The sequence below is a fragment of the Haemophilus parainfluenzae genome, from assembly GCF_003253005.1.
Taxonomy (GTDB): domain Bacteria; phylum Pseudomonadota; class Gammaproteobacteria; order Enterobacterales; family Pasteurellaceae; genus Haemophilus_D; species Haemophilus_D parainfluenzae_M.
This window is the reverse complement of record NZ_QEPZ01000004.1, coordinates 123,053-137,813: the sequence shown is the minus strand read 5'-3', so window position 1 is coordinate 137,813 and position 14,761 is coordinate 123,053. Positions and strand designations below refer to the sequence as shown.

Sequence of the window (14,761 nt, the reverse complement as noted above, 5' to 3'; positions counted from 1 at the left end):
GGGTCGGTATTTTTTTGCCAAAAATAAAGTAAAAAATGACCGAACTTTAGCTGAGAATTTATCGTTCGAAGTGAGTTAAATGAAAGTTTGAAAATTGAAGATTGTTTTGAAGGGTGGTGGAACTAAGCAGAATTGGTCTTAACAGCAAGTGGCTTACTGCATCGCATCCCTGCGGGATTTCTACCTAGCCCACCATAGATTTAAAGCATCTCTGGGGTTCCAGTCTGCGATATAAAATTAAAAGATTAAGAATCTTTTAAAAGCCACTTATATATTCAGGAGACCAATCCTGACTTCCAAACAAACCACGTTGGAAGGCAGTGGTATGATAGAAGTCTTCCGCTATTTTGTCAATTAAGATATTGCACTAAAAGAAGTATTTTTTCGCTTTTCGTATAAAAATTAACAAAGGCATTTCAACTATCACATCAATGTAACAAAAACAAAATAACCGTCTATTAAAGACGGTTATTTTTACTATCGAGTGCCGTAAACCACAATGGTTTTACCGTGCGCATGAATTAGATTTTGATCTTCCAGCATCTTAATTATTCGCCCTACGGTCTCACGTGAACAGCCCACCATTTGACCAATTTCCTGACGAGTAATTTTAATCTGCATACCATCAGGATGAGTCATTGCCTCTGGTTGTTTTGCCAAATGCATCAGCGCTTGCGCAATTCGACCTGCTACATCAAGAAAGGCTAAATTTGTCACTTGTCGGGAAGTATTTTGTAAGCGCTTAGCCAATTGTGCAGTCAAGAACATCAATATTTCTGGGTTAATCTGAACTAGCTGACGATATTTCTTATAAGATATTTCTGCGATCTCACAAGGCGTTTTTGTCTTAACCCAAGCTGAACGTTTAGACCCCTCCTCAAACAAGCCTGCTTCACCAAAAAACTGCCCAGCTCCAAGATAAGATAAAATCATCTCTTTACCCTCATCATCCTTTGATGAAACCATCACAGTCCCTTTAATTAAGAAATACAGAATATTCGCATCTTCCTCTGCATGAATTAAAGTTGATTTTGCAGGATATTTATGTAAGTGGCAGTGTGTCAGGAACCAGTCAAGGGCAGGATCTCGAGCTTGCTCATCATCCTGCTGATTCTGTTCTTCAAGTAATTCTACATCTTCTGACATATAAGCTCCTATTGATTCATTTTAGAAATTCCATTTTATCTTTGATATCAATGGATTCATGTAATTCTGACCAAACAATCACTGCACTTCCATTGTGAATCTTGTTTAGTAGGTGTTGTTTTTTTTGTTCTAGAGAAAATTCGTGTGAACCATAATCGGTACCTTCTCTAAGTACCACACTTTCCACAATGTTTTCTAAGGTTTCTATTGGCAATTCTTGCCACGGAATAATCATATATTTATCAACTAAAGTCAATTAAGCAAAAAGCGGTTCAAGAAAACGCCATTGCTGTTCAAAACTTTGATTTGCGCCTAAACGGAAGTTTGTGCGGACATAACGCATAAACTGTCCTTCACAAAGGGTCACTAAATGCCCCGCAATAATGCGTTCATCAACATTAAAACCCCGCCCTTCGCGTAATTTACGCATTTGTAAAATATTTACAAATTGCATTTCAAGACGATCGAAAAATTGGGCTACACGCGCCTGTAAAAGTGGCTCTTCAAACATCAAGGCATGTCCGGTCAAAATACGGGTTAAACCAGGATTTTTACGTGCAAAGTCGAGAATCATCTGCATAATGTCACGCACTCGATTCATCGTATTGGTTTCATTACGAATTGATGTGGTGATACGGCTAAATAAATTTGCTTCAATATTATCGATCAACGCTTCAAACATTTTGGTTTTACTTGGGAAGTAACGATAAAGTGCAGCTTCTGACACCCCTACTTCTTCCGCTAAACGTGCTGTTGTCATACGTTCCATTCCCCGTTCAGAATGCAACATATGGGTAAGCACCGTCAACACTTGTTGTCGACGTTCTTTTACCGTGCGTTTTTCGATTTTTGGCGGTTTGATTTCCGCAGCAATCTCATCAACTTCAACGAGAGATAATTGTTCTACCATAGTTTATTTTTTACCTGAATGACCAAAACCGCCTTCACCACGTTCAGTTTCGGTAAATTCACTAACAATATTGAATTCCGCTTGTACGACTGGCACAAAGACTAATTGTGCAATACGATCGCCGACTTCTATTTTGAACGGTTCATGGCCACGATTCCATACCGACACCATTAATGGACCTTGATAATCTGAATCAATTAAGCCCACTAAGTTACCTAATACGATACCGTGTTTATGACCTAAACCAGAACGAGGCAGAATCACTGCTGCAAGATTTGGATCTGCAATATAAATTGAAAGGCCTGTTGGAATAAGTTTGGTTTCGCCTGGTTGAATTTCAATGCCTTCTTCAAGTAATGCACGTAAATCCAAACCTGCTGAACCTTCGGTTGCATAGGTTGGTAAAGGAAATTCGTTGCCAATACGGTTATCTAAAATTTTTACATCAATTTTTTTCATGCTTATTTATCCTTTAAAAGAAATCTGTCACACAAAAGTGCGGTCACAAAATCCAACGAATTTTGAACATCTTTTATTTGTGATAATGGTCAACAATTTCGGTGACCAACACGTCTGCCAATTTATTTTTATCAGCTAACGGCAACGCTTTTTCGCCTGTTTTCCAAAAGATCTGCAAGGCATTTTGATCTTGTCCGAATACTTGCCCACCCGATACATCATTAGCACAAATCATATCTAAATTTTTGCGTTGAAGTTTGCTCTTCGCATACTCAGCGACATTTTGCGTTTCAGCTGCAAAGCCCACAACAAATGGACGATCTTTTTCTAAACTTGCCACACTCGCGATAATGTCTAGATTTTTCACCAATTTAAGAGAAAGCTCATCATTATTATTGGTTTTCTTAATTTTTTGATCAGCGACTTCCGCAACTCGATAATCAGCCACAGCAGCACAGCCAATAAAGATACTATTTTTGACCGCACTTTCAAGGGAGGCTTGCCACATTTCATGGGCGGTTGTTACATCAATACGATGAACGTTTTTCGGCGTAGCCAAATTAACAGGCCCCGCAATTAAGGTGATATTTGCCCCACGTTTTGCAAAGGCCTCGGCAATTGCAAAGCCCATTTTACCTGAGCTGTGATTAGAAATATAACGAACAGGATCGATAGCTTCACGCGTCGGGCCTGCCGTAATAGTGACACTTAAATCAGCTAAATCTTGTTGAACCACAAAAAGTGATTGAAGCGACTCAAAAATTTCAGCTGGCTCAGACATTCTACCCATACCCACATCACCACAAGCCTGAAAACCGCTATTTGGCCCCACAAAATGAATGCCTCGCACAGAAAGAGCGGTCAAATTTTGTTGTGTAATCGCCTGACGGTACATCTGTTGATTCATGGCCGGTGCGAGCAAAATAGGCGCACTTGTCGCAAGACAAATCGTGCTAAGTAAATCATTTGCCATTCCAACGGTTAAACGCGCAATAAAATCGGCGCTAGCTGGCGCAATCACAATCGCATCAGCCCACTTGGCCAGCTCAATATGCCCCATGGCTAATTCAGCTTGAGGATCAAGTAAAGATTGAGAAACCGCATTACCCGAAATGGCTTGTAGCGTTAAAGGTGTGACAAATTCAGCGGCTGCAGGCGTTAAAGCCACTCGAACTTCTGCGTTAGATTTGCGTAATAAACGAACAAACTCAATGGTTTTATAGGCAGCAATGCCTCCTGTAATTCCGACAACAATACGCTTTCCGCTCAAGCTCATTTGCTACTCCGCTACGACTTAATAGAATGGATATGTTTTGTGTGTTAGTACTTAACAACTTAAGGTCACCTATTTTACTTCAAATTTCGCCAATAAAAAATTTTATTTTTGCGATCTCTGTTCCAAAAATAAAATAGACAATTCGCAATGCCTAAAAACATCATGAAAATTGACCACACTTTTTCTTTTCATTAATTAATATGCAGACAAACTCTCCTTTAATGCCTCGTGAAAAATTATTGAAATATGGTGTTGAAGCCCTCGAAGATCACGAATTACTTGCTATTTTTCTACGAACAGGGATTAAAGGTTGCCCAGTCATGGAATTATCACAGAGCGTGCTGCAACATTTTGGATCCCTTCGAGCCTTATTAAGTGCAGATAAAGAAGCCTTTTGCAAAGTAAAAGGATTAGGTATTACGCAGTTTATTCAACTGCAAGCCACCACAGAAATGACAAAGCGGTATCTGAAGCAAGAATTACTGATAGAGCATGTATTTAGCGACACATCTACGGTAAGGCTTTATCTTCAAGCGGAGCTTCATCACGAAGAACGTGAAATTTTTATGGTGTTATTTTTAGATAATCAACATCGTTTGATTAAAAAAGAGCGGTTATTTTTAGGCACAATTAATGTGACGAATGTTTATCCACGTGAAATCATCAAAGAAAGCCTTTACTGCAATGCGGCCGCCTTAATTTTGGCTCACAACCACCCTTCTGGCCTAGCAGAACCGAGCTATTCCGATAAACTGATTACACAAAAAATTATTGAAGCTGCCGAGTTAATGAATATTCGTATTTTGGATCATTTTATTGTCGGCAAAGGGACTTGTTATTCTTTTGCTGAACATAATCTGTTATAGTTTTAGGGAATTTGATGATTTTTTTATCGTTCATTTCCATTTAAAGACGGAAAAAATCGCTTTTGGACTTGAGAAATGAAAATAAAGTCAGTATAATTTGCGACCTTTAATATAGTAAGTGGGTCGGATACTGCGACCTGACGAGGAAGCAAGCTTAGTTTTAAGCTTCATTATCCGAACCATAAGCTCGAGCTTATATTTAAATTATTGGAGATTATTATGTCTAGAGTTTGTCAAGTAACAGGCAAGCGTCCAGCTGTGGGTAACAACCGCTCACACGCGTTGAATGCGACACGTCGTCGTTTTCTTCCAAACCTTCACACTCACCGTTTCTGGGTTGAAAGTGAAAACCGTTTCGTGACCTTACGTTTAACTGCGAAAGGTATGCGTATTATCGATAAAAAAGGCATTGATGCAGTGTTAGCTGAAATCCGTGCTCGTGGCGAAAAAATCTAAGGAGCTAAAACATGGCAGCTAAAGGCGCTCGTGAGAAAATCCGTTTAGTTTCTACAGCAGAGACTGGTCACTTCTACACAACTGATAAAAACAAACGTAATATGCCTGAAAAAATGGAAATCAAAAAATTTGATCCAGTAGTGCGTAAACACGTTATCTATAAAGAAGCAAAAATCAAATAATTTTGCTGATTTGAAAAAAGCCCGACATTGTTCGGGTTTTTTTATATCACAAATTCATTACCGAGATTATCTATGCCTGAACTTCCTGAAGTCGAAACAGCCCTACGCGGTGTCACTCCCTATTTAAAAGATTTTACCATCGAAAAAATTGTAGTGCGCCAACCCCAATTACGCTGGGTTGTCTCTCGTGAATTAACCACGCTCAAAAACGTCAAAATTTTAGATACTTCTCGTCGTGCGAAATATCTCATTATTCATACAGAAAAAGGTTACATTATTGGTCATTTAGGGATGTCTGGCTCTGTTCGAATTGTGCCACACGATAGTCCTATTGATAAACATGATCACCTTGATATTGTAATGAATAATGGGAAATTACTACGTTATAACGACCCAAGACGCTTCGGTGCATGGTTATGGACTGAAAACTTAGATGACTTTCATCTTTTCCTAAAACTTGGTCCTGAACCGCTTTCAGATGAATTTAACGCAGAATACCTTTTTAAAAAATCACGCAAAAAATCGACCGCACTTAAAACCTTTTTAATGGATAATGCCGTCGTCGTGGGCGTAGGAAATATTTATGCCAATGAAACGCTCTTTTTATGTGGTTTGCACCCCGTGAAATTAGCCGAAAATCTTACGCGAAGCCAATGTGCCTTACTCGTTGAAACAATTAAAGACGTATTAGCAAAAGCCATTACACAAGGTGGAACAACATTAAAAGATTTCTTACAACCCGATGGTCGCCCTGGTTATTTTGCTCAGGAATTGTTAGTGTACGGAAACAAAGATAAACCTTGTCCAAAATGTGGCACAAAGATTGAAAGTATGATTATTGGGCAACGCAATAGCTTTTATTGCCCTCATTGTCAGAAAAAGAAATAGGCGTTATTACACGCCTATTTCTTAGAAAAAGGCACTCCAGAAATGAGAAATTGGCATGGCAAGGAAAAGAGCCGGCAGCATATTCGCTACATGGAACATTTGGATATTACAAATGCGAAAGCCCGCAGCTATCATTAGCATACCGCCTACTGCTGCAAAATCACCTCGCATTTCTGGTGTCACAAAAGGAATAATAAACACCGCAGAATAAGCTAAAATCACTTGAATCAATGTCTGCGGCACAAAAATACTTGCTACAGAAATGCCAAGTGATGTGGCAAAGATCATCGCGGTGAAAAAATCTAAAAAAGATTTTACAATAAGGATATCAAAATTCCCCGTCATCCCCTCATTCATCGCCCCAAAAATACCCGTTCCACTAAATGAAAACAAAATCACAATCGCAACAAATTTAGACAAGAACTCTTCTTGGCTATGCATGCTACTTGGTGTATCAGGGAACATCTTTTCAACAAGACCTTTGGCTGATGAGGCAAGCTTATTGATCCCGTGTTCTAATAAAAGCAATTCCCCGATTATCGTGCCTAATAACACCGATAAAATCATTGCCGGCATATTGGTGGTTTTCGCCACCATCACAATACCCATGCCCATCGAACACAAGCCAAAGATTAAGGTTAGATTAGTGCGTAAACGCTCTGGAATGCGTCCACCGAGCACCGCACCGATAACTGCACCACTGATAATCGCCAGTGCGTTGATATAAGGTCCGATAATCATATTCTTCTCCGAGTTGACTTACCCTATTATACGAAAAACAAGATGAAAATCGACCGCACTTTTTTCCTCTTTAGGGTATCCTCCTCTACCACTTCCTCAACACCCAATATACCTCTTTATGAGTATTTTGATTTTAAAGTTTGATCAACCTCAAACTTTTGGAAGATAACCTTAGAAAAACTACTACTTTTTGGTATCTTATGCTTGCACTGAACTATTTTTATGAGTGAATTCAAAAGCTTAATAGGAATTGTTCGCATTTTAAATTGTTTTTTTATTCTTTCCTAATGGAGTGATTATCGTGAACGCATTGAGAAAAAGCCTTGTTTTGGCCACTTCTTTCGCAGCTTTAGGTGTATACAACTCAGCGATGGCTGAAATGGTATACAAGCCTCTTGAACAACCTGTTGAAGCAGCGAACCCCAATTTAAAAATTGAAGCAGTAAATGAAAAATTTGCTGAGAAATATCCTAGCCAATTCAATTCGTGGAAAGCGACTGAAAAAGGCGACAAAATCATCTATGCTGATGAACAAGATCCTCGTTTAATCGTGTTATGGGGGGGCTATTCTTTCGCAAAAGAATATAACGCACCTCGTGGTCACGTTTATGCAGTAGAAGATGTACGTAATATTTTACGTACTGGTGCGCCCAAAAATGCAAATGATGGCCCTCAACCAATGGCATGTTGGACTTGTAAAGGTCCAGACGTTCCTCGTTTAATTGCAGAATGGGGTGAAGATGGTTACTTTGGTGCAAAATGGGCTAAAGGTGGACCTGAAGTGGTCAACTCAATCGGTTGTGCAGACTGTCACGATACTACATCAAAAGACTTTGCCGAAGGCAAACCAGCATTACGTATTGCTCGTCCACACGTTCTTCGTGCATTAGATCACTTAAATAATGCACTTCAAGCAAAAGCAAAAGCTGAAGGTAAAGAACAAGCTAACTTAAGCTTTAACACAGCTGCTCGCACTGAAAAACGTGCTGAAATCTGTGCAAACTGTCACGTTGAATACTACTTCGCGGGCGACTTAAAACAAGTAACCTTCCCTTGGGATAACGGTCAAACTGTTGATGACATCGAAAAATACTATGATGATATCGGCTTCAGTGACTGGACTCACTCTCTTTCTAAAGCACCAATGTTAAAAGCGCAACACCCTGACTTTGAAATTTGGTCTTTAGGTATGCACGGTAAAAACGGCGTAACTTGTATCGACTGTCACATGCCTAAAGTACAAGGTAAAGACGGTAAAGTTTACACCGACCACCAAATCCAAAACCCATTCGATGCATTTGATACCACTTGTGCAAACTGTCACGATCAAAGCAAAGAAAAACTTAAAGACATCGTTGCTTCACGTAAAAAAGAAGTGAAAGATGTAATGGGTCGTTTAGAAGATCAACTTGTTCGTGCTCACTTTGAAGCGAAAGCGGCATGGGATGCAGGTGCAACTAAAGAAGAAATGGAACCTGTTTTAATGGATATCCGTCACGCTCAATGGCGTTGGGACTACACAGCAGCAAGCCACGGTGGTCACATGCACGCACCTGATGTAATGCTTCGCGTATTAGGTTCTGGTATAGACAAAGCAGCGGATGCACGCGCTAAACTCGCAGCAATCTTAACTAAACATGGCGTGAAAACTCCGGTTGAAGTACCAGATATTTCTACAGCTGATAAAGCATGGAAAGTAATGGGTATTGATATCGAGAAAGAACGTAAAGCGAAAAAAGAATTCTTAGAAACTGTTGTACCTCAATGGGTAAAAGAAGCGAAAGCCAATGGCAAATTAGCTGAAGATACCGCAACAAAACAATAAAAAAAGAACCGCACTTTGTAACTAAAGTGTCGAAGTGCGGTCATTTTTAACCATATATTTGAGGTAATCAGAATGAATTTAACTTCTTTAATCAGCAAATCGGCAAAATCCCTCGCATTGCTTGCAATGCTTGCTGCAATGCCAATGGCTGCAAGTGCGGAAGAGATGGCAAAAACACCTGCCTCTCAACTCACTTATGAGCCACAATTGGATAACCAACGTGACCCAAACCAATATTGTGCGAAATGTCACAAATTTGACCAAGTTGATAAAAACCAAACTTTAGATCAATCTGGTGGTGAATTACACTTTGGTAAATTCCACGGCGCACACTTAAATCAAAAAAGCCCTAACACAGGTAAACCGATTAACTGTGTAAACTGTCACGGTAATATTTCGGAATATCACCGTCGTGGTGCAAAAGATGTGATGCGTTTTGATGGCGATATCTTTGGTGATAAAAAACCAATGTATACCGCACAAGAACAAAACCAAGTTTGTTTTGCTTGTCACCAACCTGCAAAACTTCGTGAAAAACTTTGGGCGCACGATGTTCACGCAATGAAATTGCCTTGTGCAAGCTGCCACACATTACACCCGAAAGATGATGCGATGAAAGGTATTCAACCGAAAAATCGTGTGAAACTTTGTGTAGATTGCCACGGCGAACAACAAAAACGCAAAGCGGCAAAAGACACACAATCACAAACGCAATCAACCGAACAAAAGGATAAATAATGACAGCTTGTTCACGCCGAAACTTTGTTTCCGGCATGGGGGCATTAATCCTTATGACGGGGACATCAGTTACCTCTTTAGCAAAAGAGGAAAAGGCGGATAAACCGAAACGCTATGCAATGGTACACGACGAAACAGCTTGTATCGGCTGTACCGCTTGTATGGATGCTTGTCGTGAAACAAACCACGTTCCTGAAGGCGTTTCACGTTTGGAAATTCTCCGTAGTGAACCTTACGGCGAATTCCCAAATCAAGAATACGAGTTTTTCCGTCAATCTTGCCAACACTGTACAAACGCCCCTTGCGTGGCAGTTTGTCCGACCGGTGCATCATTTATTGATCCTGAAACAGGTATCGTCGATGTGCATAAAGATCTTTGTGTAGGTTGCCAATACTGTGTTGCAGTTTGTCCTTACCGCGTACGTTTCATTCACCCAGTACACCGTACTGCAGATAAATGTAACTTCTGTCGCGATACAAACTTAGCAGCTGGCAAACAACCTGCTTGTGTAGAAGCTTGTCCAACCAAAGCATTAACCTTTGGCGATATGAATGATCCAAGCAGTGCAGTTTCCCGCAAAGTGAAAGAAAATCCGGTTTATCGCACTAAAGTGGAATTAGGTACTCAACCAAATCTTTACCATATTCCATTCCAACACGGGGAGCCAAGAAGATGACATTAGATTATCCTGTTCCGTTTCACACACCTAATTTGGTGTGGGATTCAACAATCGCTATCTATTTATTCTTACTTGGTATTTCTTCCGGTGCGGTACAATTAGCGATTGCTTATAAACGTAGTCACAAATTAGAAAATCCTAGCAAAAACTGGATTATCCGAGCGGCTGCCGTTTTAGGTTCTGTGCCAACATTAATTGGTTTAACCCTGTTAATTTTCCACTTGGCACGTCCTTGGACATTCTGGAAATTGATGTTTAACTATCAATTCAACTCTGTAATGTCTATGGGGGTAATGTTATTCCAAGTTTATATGCTGTTCTTGGTATGTTGGTGTGCGGTTATCTTCAAAGAAGATATCATGGCGTTCATTCAACGTTTTATGCCAAAACTTGGCTTCGTCGGTAAAATTATCAATGTATTAGAACGTTTAACTAGTCCTGTAGAAGTTATTCTCTTCATCTTAGCCGCTGTGCTAGGGGCTTATACTGGTTTCTTACTTTCAGCATTGATCAGTTACCCAATGTTGAATAACCCTGTTCTACCAGCGTTATTCCTGGCTTCTGGTACCTCTTCAGGTATCGCAGCAACCTTCTTATTTATCCTCATTGCAGGTAAATTAAAAGGTGATAGCCATGAATCACACTTCATTCATAAATTTGAAGTGCCAATTATGGTGACTGAACTTGGTTTATTAATCTGTTTCTTTGTTGGTCTACACTTCGGTGGTGGTCAGAAAGTGGTTGCATTACACAATGCACTTTCCGGCTTCTGGGGGGCAGTGTTCTGGATTGGGGTATTCTTAATTGGTATCATCATTCCTCTACTTGCGAACCTTGCAGTAAAAGACAACTTAAAATACAACAAGAACTTTATTATCCTTGTGTCAATCTTCGACTTAATCGGGGTTCTCTGCTTACGTTACTTCATCTTGTATGCAGGACAACTTACCGTTGCGTAAGGATAAACTTCTTATTTAATCAAAAGGCGTATACAATGCGCCTTTTGTTTATTTAAAAGACTAAAGTGCGGTTAATTTTACGTATGTTTTTCATGCTTAAAATTAACCTTATTTTGTCAAATACAACCATTAATACTGAAGAATACTATGCTCCCCGAATTCGGATTTCTATCACTACTCTTCGCCACTACTGCCGCACTCTTACTTTCTATCGTGCCGCAAATTGGTATTTGGCGAAATAAACCCTCTCTCACCAACACAGCTTGGGAATTAAGTTATTGTTTCGGTATTTTTACGAGCGCTTCAATCGGTATTCTTGCCTACTCTTTTGCAACAGATGACTTCACTTTGGAATACGTGGCAGCGCACTCCAATTCTCAGCTACCGACATTTTTCAAAATTGCCGCCACCTGGGGCGGACATGAAGGCTCTATTTTATTTTGGCTTTTCACATTAAGTCTTTGGTTAGTGGCTTTTGCCTTTTTCTCTCGTAAAAATGACCGCACTTTTTCTGCACAAACCCTTTCTTTACTCGGCTTAATTTGTCTTGGATTTGCTATTTTTATTTTGTTCTACTCCAATCCATTTGGACGTGCTTTTCCTGCCCCTGCGGAAGGGCGAGATCTCAATCCAATGCTGCAAGATATTGGCTTAATTTTCCATCCACCGCTTTTATATGTGGGTTATGTGGGCTTTGCTGTTAACTTTGCCATGTCAATTTCTGCCTTAATCTTTAATCGTTCTGCACAAGCAATCGCGCGTGCGATGCGAGCCTGGGTTCTCGTTTCTTGGCTGTTCTTAACGTTAGGGATCGTGCTTGGTGCATGGTGGGCATATTACGAATTAGGCTGGGGTGGCTGGTGGTTCTGGGACCCTGTAGAAAACGCCTCACTTATGCCATGGTTATTAGGACTTGCACTTTTACACAGCTTAATGGTGACTGAAAAACAAGGCATGTTTAGCTACTGGACAATACTCTTTTCCCTACTCGCTTTTGCATTTAGTGTATTAGGCACATTTATTGTCCGTTCAGGTGCATTAACCTCTGTTCATGCTTTTGCTTTAGATAGCTCCCGTGGTTATGTACTATTACTTATTTTCTTCTTATTGACTGTCGGCTCACTCAGTTTATTTGCCCTACGCACAAATACCAATGAAAGTGCGGTCAAATTTCCACTCATTTCTAAAACTGGGGCTATTTTAGGTTTAAACATCGTATTGACCGTCGCAACCGTCAGTACCTTCTTAGGCACTTTCTATCCAATGCTATTCCAAGCCATGAATTGGGGAAGTATTTCTGTGGGGGCTCCTTACTTTAATAGTATTTTCTTGCCCTTGCTCACGTTAGTACTTTTTGCCATGGCGGGTACACTTTGCTTAAACTGGTTTAAATCAGACAAAAAAAGCTTTTTCAAACGTCTGTTATTACTTATTCCCGCTGCAGTAATTGCTTATGGCATGATTTGGAACGCGTTGCAAAATGACAGTGCGTTACGTTTCCATTTCTTTGCTTATGTATTACTCACCCTCTCTATTTGGGTCTTATTCGTTACCTTATGGCAAAATTGGGCAAAAGTAAGACTTGCTTATTTCGGGATGATTCTCGCACACTGTGGCGTGGCGATTGCCACAATGGGCGCCGTGATGAGTAGTTACTTTGGTAGTGAATTAGGTGTTAGACTCGCACCACAACAAAGCCAACAATTAGGTCAATTTGAATTCCACTACGATCGTTTTTCCAATGAAATTGGGCCAAACTTTACCGCCGAAGTCGCTTTCTTTAGCGTGTTAGAACAAGGCAAACCTTACGCTGAAATTGTACCAGAACGCCGTTATTATGATGTTCGAACTATGACCATGAGTGAAGTGGGCTTAGATGCTGGCTTTTGGGGCGATTTATACATTGTTATGGGTGATAACTTAGGCAAAGGTGAATTCACATTCCGCTTGCATTACAAACCGCTTATTCGCTGGTTATGGCTCGGGGGCATTTTAATGGCACTTGGCGCATTATGTTCAGCCATCAATTTGAAGAGAAAACGTGATGAATAAAAAGTTTATTTTGTTTTTACCGCTGATTTTGTTATTGAGTATTTGCTTACTGCTTTTTGTTGGCTTACATAAAGATCCCAAACAAATCGCCTCAGCACTCATTGATAAGACTGTGCCAGAATTCTATCAAGCGAATTTGCTTGAACCGAGTCAAATTGTCAGCCCAAGAGATTTCCCGAAAAAGCCTTTTCTACTTAATGTGTGGGGAAGTTGGTGTGGCTATTGCCAACAGGAACACCCTCTTTTGATGGAAATTTCAAAAGAAGTGCCAATTGTGGGCATCGACTATCGTGACAAACCACAAAACGGTATTGCAATGCTCGAACGCATGGGCAATCCATTTATACTCACTATTGACGATAGCCGTGGTGAATTTGCGATGCAATTAGGCGTAGATGGCGCACCAGAAACCTATGTCGTCGATGAGCACGGCATGATCCGTTATCGTCATTCAGGCTATATGGATAGAGAAACATGGCTCACTGAGATCAAACCAAAACTTGATGAATTAACTAAAAAGTAAAATGAAAAAATTAACCCGATTTCTGACCGCACTTTTACTGACTTTCGCCCTTTTTACTCACGCAGAAATGGTGGATACCTATGCGTTTAAAAATCAAGCCGATCGTACTCGTGCTGTTGAACTGGCAAAATCCTTACGTTGCCCACAATGTCAGAATCAAAACTTAGTTGAGTCCAATTCACCAATTGCTTATGACTTACGTATTGAAGTCTATAAAATGGTGGATGAAGGAAAAACGAATCAGCAAATTATCGACACGATGACAGCTCGTTTCGGTAATTTCGTAAACTATAAGCCACCTTTCCAATGGAATACAGCACTACTTTGGCTATTGCCTATTTTGTTATTAATTGGGGCTTTTGCATTAATTTTATTTTCTACTAAAAAATCAGAAGGCGAGCCAAAACAACTCGAAAATCAACCTCATAGTGCTCCTAAAGAAGAAAAAAGTGCGGTCAAATTTGAAACCAAATCCGCCATTTGGGTCTTTGCTATTTTATTAATTCTTCCCTTAAGTTATTACTTCTCCCTTGATCGTTTTGAACGTGTTCAACAAGGCGAAAAAGAGATGCTTGAGCTTGCCAATAAAAAAACAGATACATCAATGGTGCATCAAAAAGAAGATATGGTGCTCAAAATTCAAAATAAAATTCGAGAAGATGTAAATAACCCTGAGCTTTGGGCTCAGCTAGGTGATGCCTACATGCAAAATGATGAATTTGATCATGCGCTCATCGCCTATAGCAATGCAGAAAAAATTTCAGGCACAACTCCCGCTATTTTAGGCCTAAAAGCGACCGCACTTTATTATCAAGCCGGTCAAAACATCACACCACAAATCCAGCAAATAATGGATGAAGCGTTAAAACAAGATAAACATGAAATATCAGTAATGACATTATTGGCGACCGAAGCCTTTAAAAATCATGAAGCTGAAAAAGCCAAAGCTTATTGGCAGCAATTATTAGATTCGGGTAATGCTGCCGTGGATCGCCGTGCTGTCATCCAACGAATCAAAATGATAGACTATTTTGAAAAAGGACAAACCTCACAATAAGCT

At 40.0% G+C, this 14,761-nt stretch carries 17 protein-coding genes; 11 read left to right on the top strand and 6 right to left on the bottom strand.

What is annotated here, in order from left to right:
* Nucleotides 1-477: 477 nt before the first annotated feature.
* The 5 genes from crp to coaBC all read right to left on the bottom strand — a co-directional run bounded on the left by crp (nt 478) and on the right by coaBC (nt 3,791).
* Nucleotides 478-1,146, bottom strand: a complete 669-nt coding sequence (crp, locus tag DPV97_RS06360; protein WP_070712795.1) for a cAMP-activated global transcriptional regulator CRP — start codon at nt 1,144-1,146, stop codon at nt 478-480.
* Nucleotides 1,147-1,162: 16 nt separating this feature from the next.
* Entirely contained in the window at nt 1,163-1,381 is a 219-nt protein-coding gene (locus tag DPV97_RS06355) for a YheU family protein (protein ID WP_070712917.1), read from the bottom strand.
* 21 nt (nt 1,382-1,402) lie between these two features.
* The gene (gene slmA, locus DPV97_RS06350; RefSeq protein WP_005698358.1) at nt 1,403-2,056 is read right to left on the bottom strand and encodes a nucleoid occlusion factor SlmA; all 654 of its coding nucleotides are present in this window, start codon (nt 2,054-2,056) and stop codon (nt 1,403-1,405) included.
* Between the two features lie 3 nt (nt 2,057-2,059).
* Complete coding sequence (dut, locus tag DPV97_RS06345; RefSeq protein ID WP_070712797.1) at nt 2,060-2,515, bottom strand: dUTP diphosphatase; 456 nt, start codon at nt 2,513-2,515, stop codon at nt 2,060-2,062.
* Between the two features lie 73 nt (nt 2,516-2,588).
* Nucleotides 2,589-3,791, bottom strand: coding sequence for a bifunctional phosphopantothenoylcysteine decarboxylase/phosphopantothenate--cysteine ligase CoaBC (gene coaBC / locus DPV97_RS06340; RefSeq protein WP_070712799.1), 1,203 nt, complete (start codon nt 3,789-3,791; stop codon nt 2,589-2,591).
* Nucleotides 3,792-3,991: 200 nt separating this feature from the next.
* Between coaBC and radC the strand changes: the two genes are divergently transcribed.
* The 4 genes from radC to mutM all read left to right on the top strand — a co-directional run bounded on the left by radC (nt 3,992) and on the right by mutM (nt 6,183).
* Nucleotides 3,992-4,657 (top strand): RadC family protein, encoded by a 666-nt coding sequence (gene radC / locus DPV97_RS06335; RefSeq protein WP_049383342.1) that lies wholly within the window; start codon nt 3,992-3,994, stop codon nt 4,655-4,657.
* A gap of 219 nt (nt 4,658-4,876) precedes the next feature.
* Nucleotides 4,877-5,113, top strand: a complete 237-nt coding sequence (rpmB, locus tag DPV97_RS06330; protein WP_005599762.1) for a 50S ribosomal protein L28 — start codon at nt 4,877-4,879, stop codon at nt 5,111-5,113.
* An 11-nt stretch (nt 5,114-5,124) separates the two neighbouring features.
* Nucleotides 5,125-5,295 carry a 50S ribosomal protein L33 gene (gene rpmG, locus DPV97_RS06325; RefSeq protein WP_005613503.1) on the top strand — a complete coding sequence of 57 codons (171 nt, stop codon included), beginning with the start codon at nt 5,125-5,127 and terminating at the stop codon, nt 5,293-5,295.
* A gap of 72 nt (nt 5,296-5,367) precedes the next feature.
* Nucleotides 5,368-6,183: a DNA-formamidopyrimidine glycosylase gene (gene mutM / locus DPV97_RS06320; protein WP_049383345.1), complete on the top strand. Its 816-nt coding sequence runs from the start codon at nt 5,368-5,370 to the stop codon at nt 6,181-6,183.
* 21 nt (nt 6,184-6,204) lie between these two features.
* Here mutM and DPV97_RS06315 read toward each other — a convergent pair whose 3' ends face one another.
* Nucleotides 6,205-6,924, bottom strand: coding sequence for a DUF554 domain-containing protein (locus DPV97_RS06315; RefSeq protein WP_070712800.1), 720 nt, complete (start codon nt 6,922-6,924; stop codon nt 6,205-6,207).
* Between the two features lie 301 nt (nt 6,925-7,225).
* Between DPV97_RS06315 and nrfA the strand changes: the two genes are divergently transcribed.
* The 7 genes from nrfA to nrfF all read left to right on the top strand — a co-directional run bounded on the left by nrfA (nt 7,226) and on the right by nrfF (nt 14,758).
* Nucleotides 7,226-8,749 (top strand): ammonia-forming nitrite reductase cytochrome c552 subunit, encoded by a 1,524-nt coding sequence (gene nrfA, locus DPV97_RS06310; RefSeq protein WP_177991529.1) that lies wholly within the window; start codon nt 7,226-7,228, stop codon nt 8,747-8,749.
* A 72-nt stretch (nt 8,750-8,821) separates the two neighbouring features.
* Nucleotides 8,822-9,487 carry a cytochrome c nitrite reductase pentaheme subunit gene (gene nrfB / locus DPV97_RS06305; protein WP_070712802.1) on the top strand — a complete coding sequence of 222 codons (666 nt, stop codon included), beginning with the start codon at nt 8,822-8,824 and terminating at the stop codon, nt 9,485-9,487.
* Nucleotides 9,487-10,164 carry a cytochrome c nitrite reductase Fe-S protein gene (gene nrfC / locus DPV97_RS06300; RefSeq protein WP_005695543.1) on the top strand — a complete coding sequence of 226 codons (678 nt, stop codon included), beginning with the start codon at nt 9,487-9,489 and terminating at the stop codon, nt 10,162-10,164. The genes nrfB and nrfC overlap by 1 nt, the downstream gene beginning before the upstream one ends.
* Entirely contained in the window at nt 10,161-11,126 is a 966-nt protein-coding gene (gene nrfD, locus DPV97_RS06295) for a cytochrome c nitrite reductase subunit NrfD (protein WP_070712803.1), read from the top strand. Before nrfC ends, nrfD begins: the two co-directional genes overlap by 4 nt.
* Nucleotides 11,127-11,273: 147 nt before the next feature.
* Nucleotides 11,274-13,178, top strand: coding sequence for a heme lyase NrfEFG subunit NrfE (gene nrfE, locus DPV97_RS06290; protein WP_111382927.1), 1,905 nt, complete (start codon nt 11,274-11,276; stop codon nt 13,176-13,178).
* Nucleotides 13,171-13,701, top strand: a complete 531-nt coding sequence (locus tag DPV97_RS06285; RefSeq protein WP_070712806.1) for a DsbE family thiol:disulfide interchange protein — start codon at nt 13,171-13,173, stop codon at nt 13,699-13,701. Before nrfE ends, DPV97_RS06285 begins: the two co-directional genes overlap by 8 nt.
* Before the next feature lies 1 nt (nt 13,702).
* The gene (gene nrfF / locus DPV97_RS06280) at nt 13,703-14,758 is read left to right on the top strand and encodes a heme lyase NrfEFG subunit NrfF (RefSeq protein ID WP_070712808.1); all 1,056 of its coding nucleotides are present in this window, start codon (nt 13,703-13,705) and stop codon (nt 14,756-14,758) included.
* Nucleotides 14,759-14,761 lie beyond the last annotated feature (3 nt).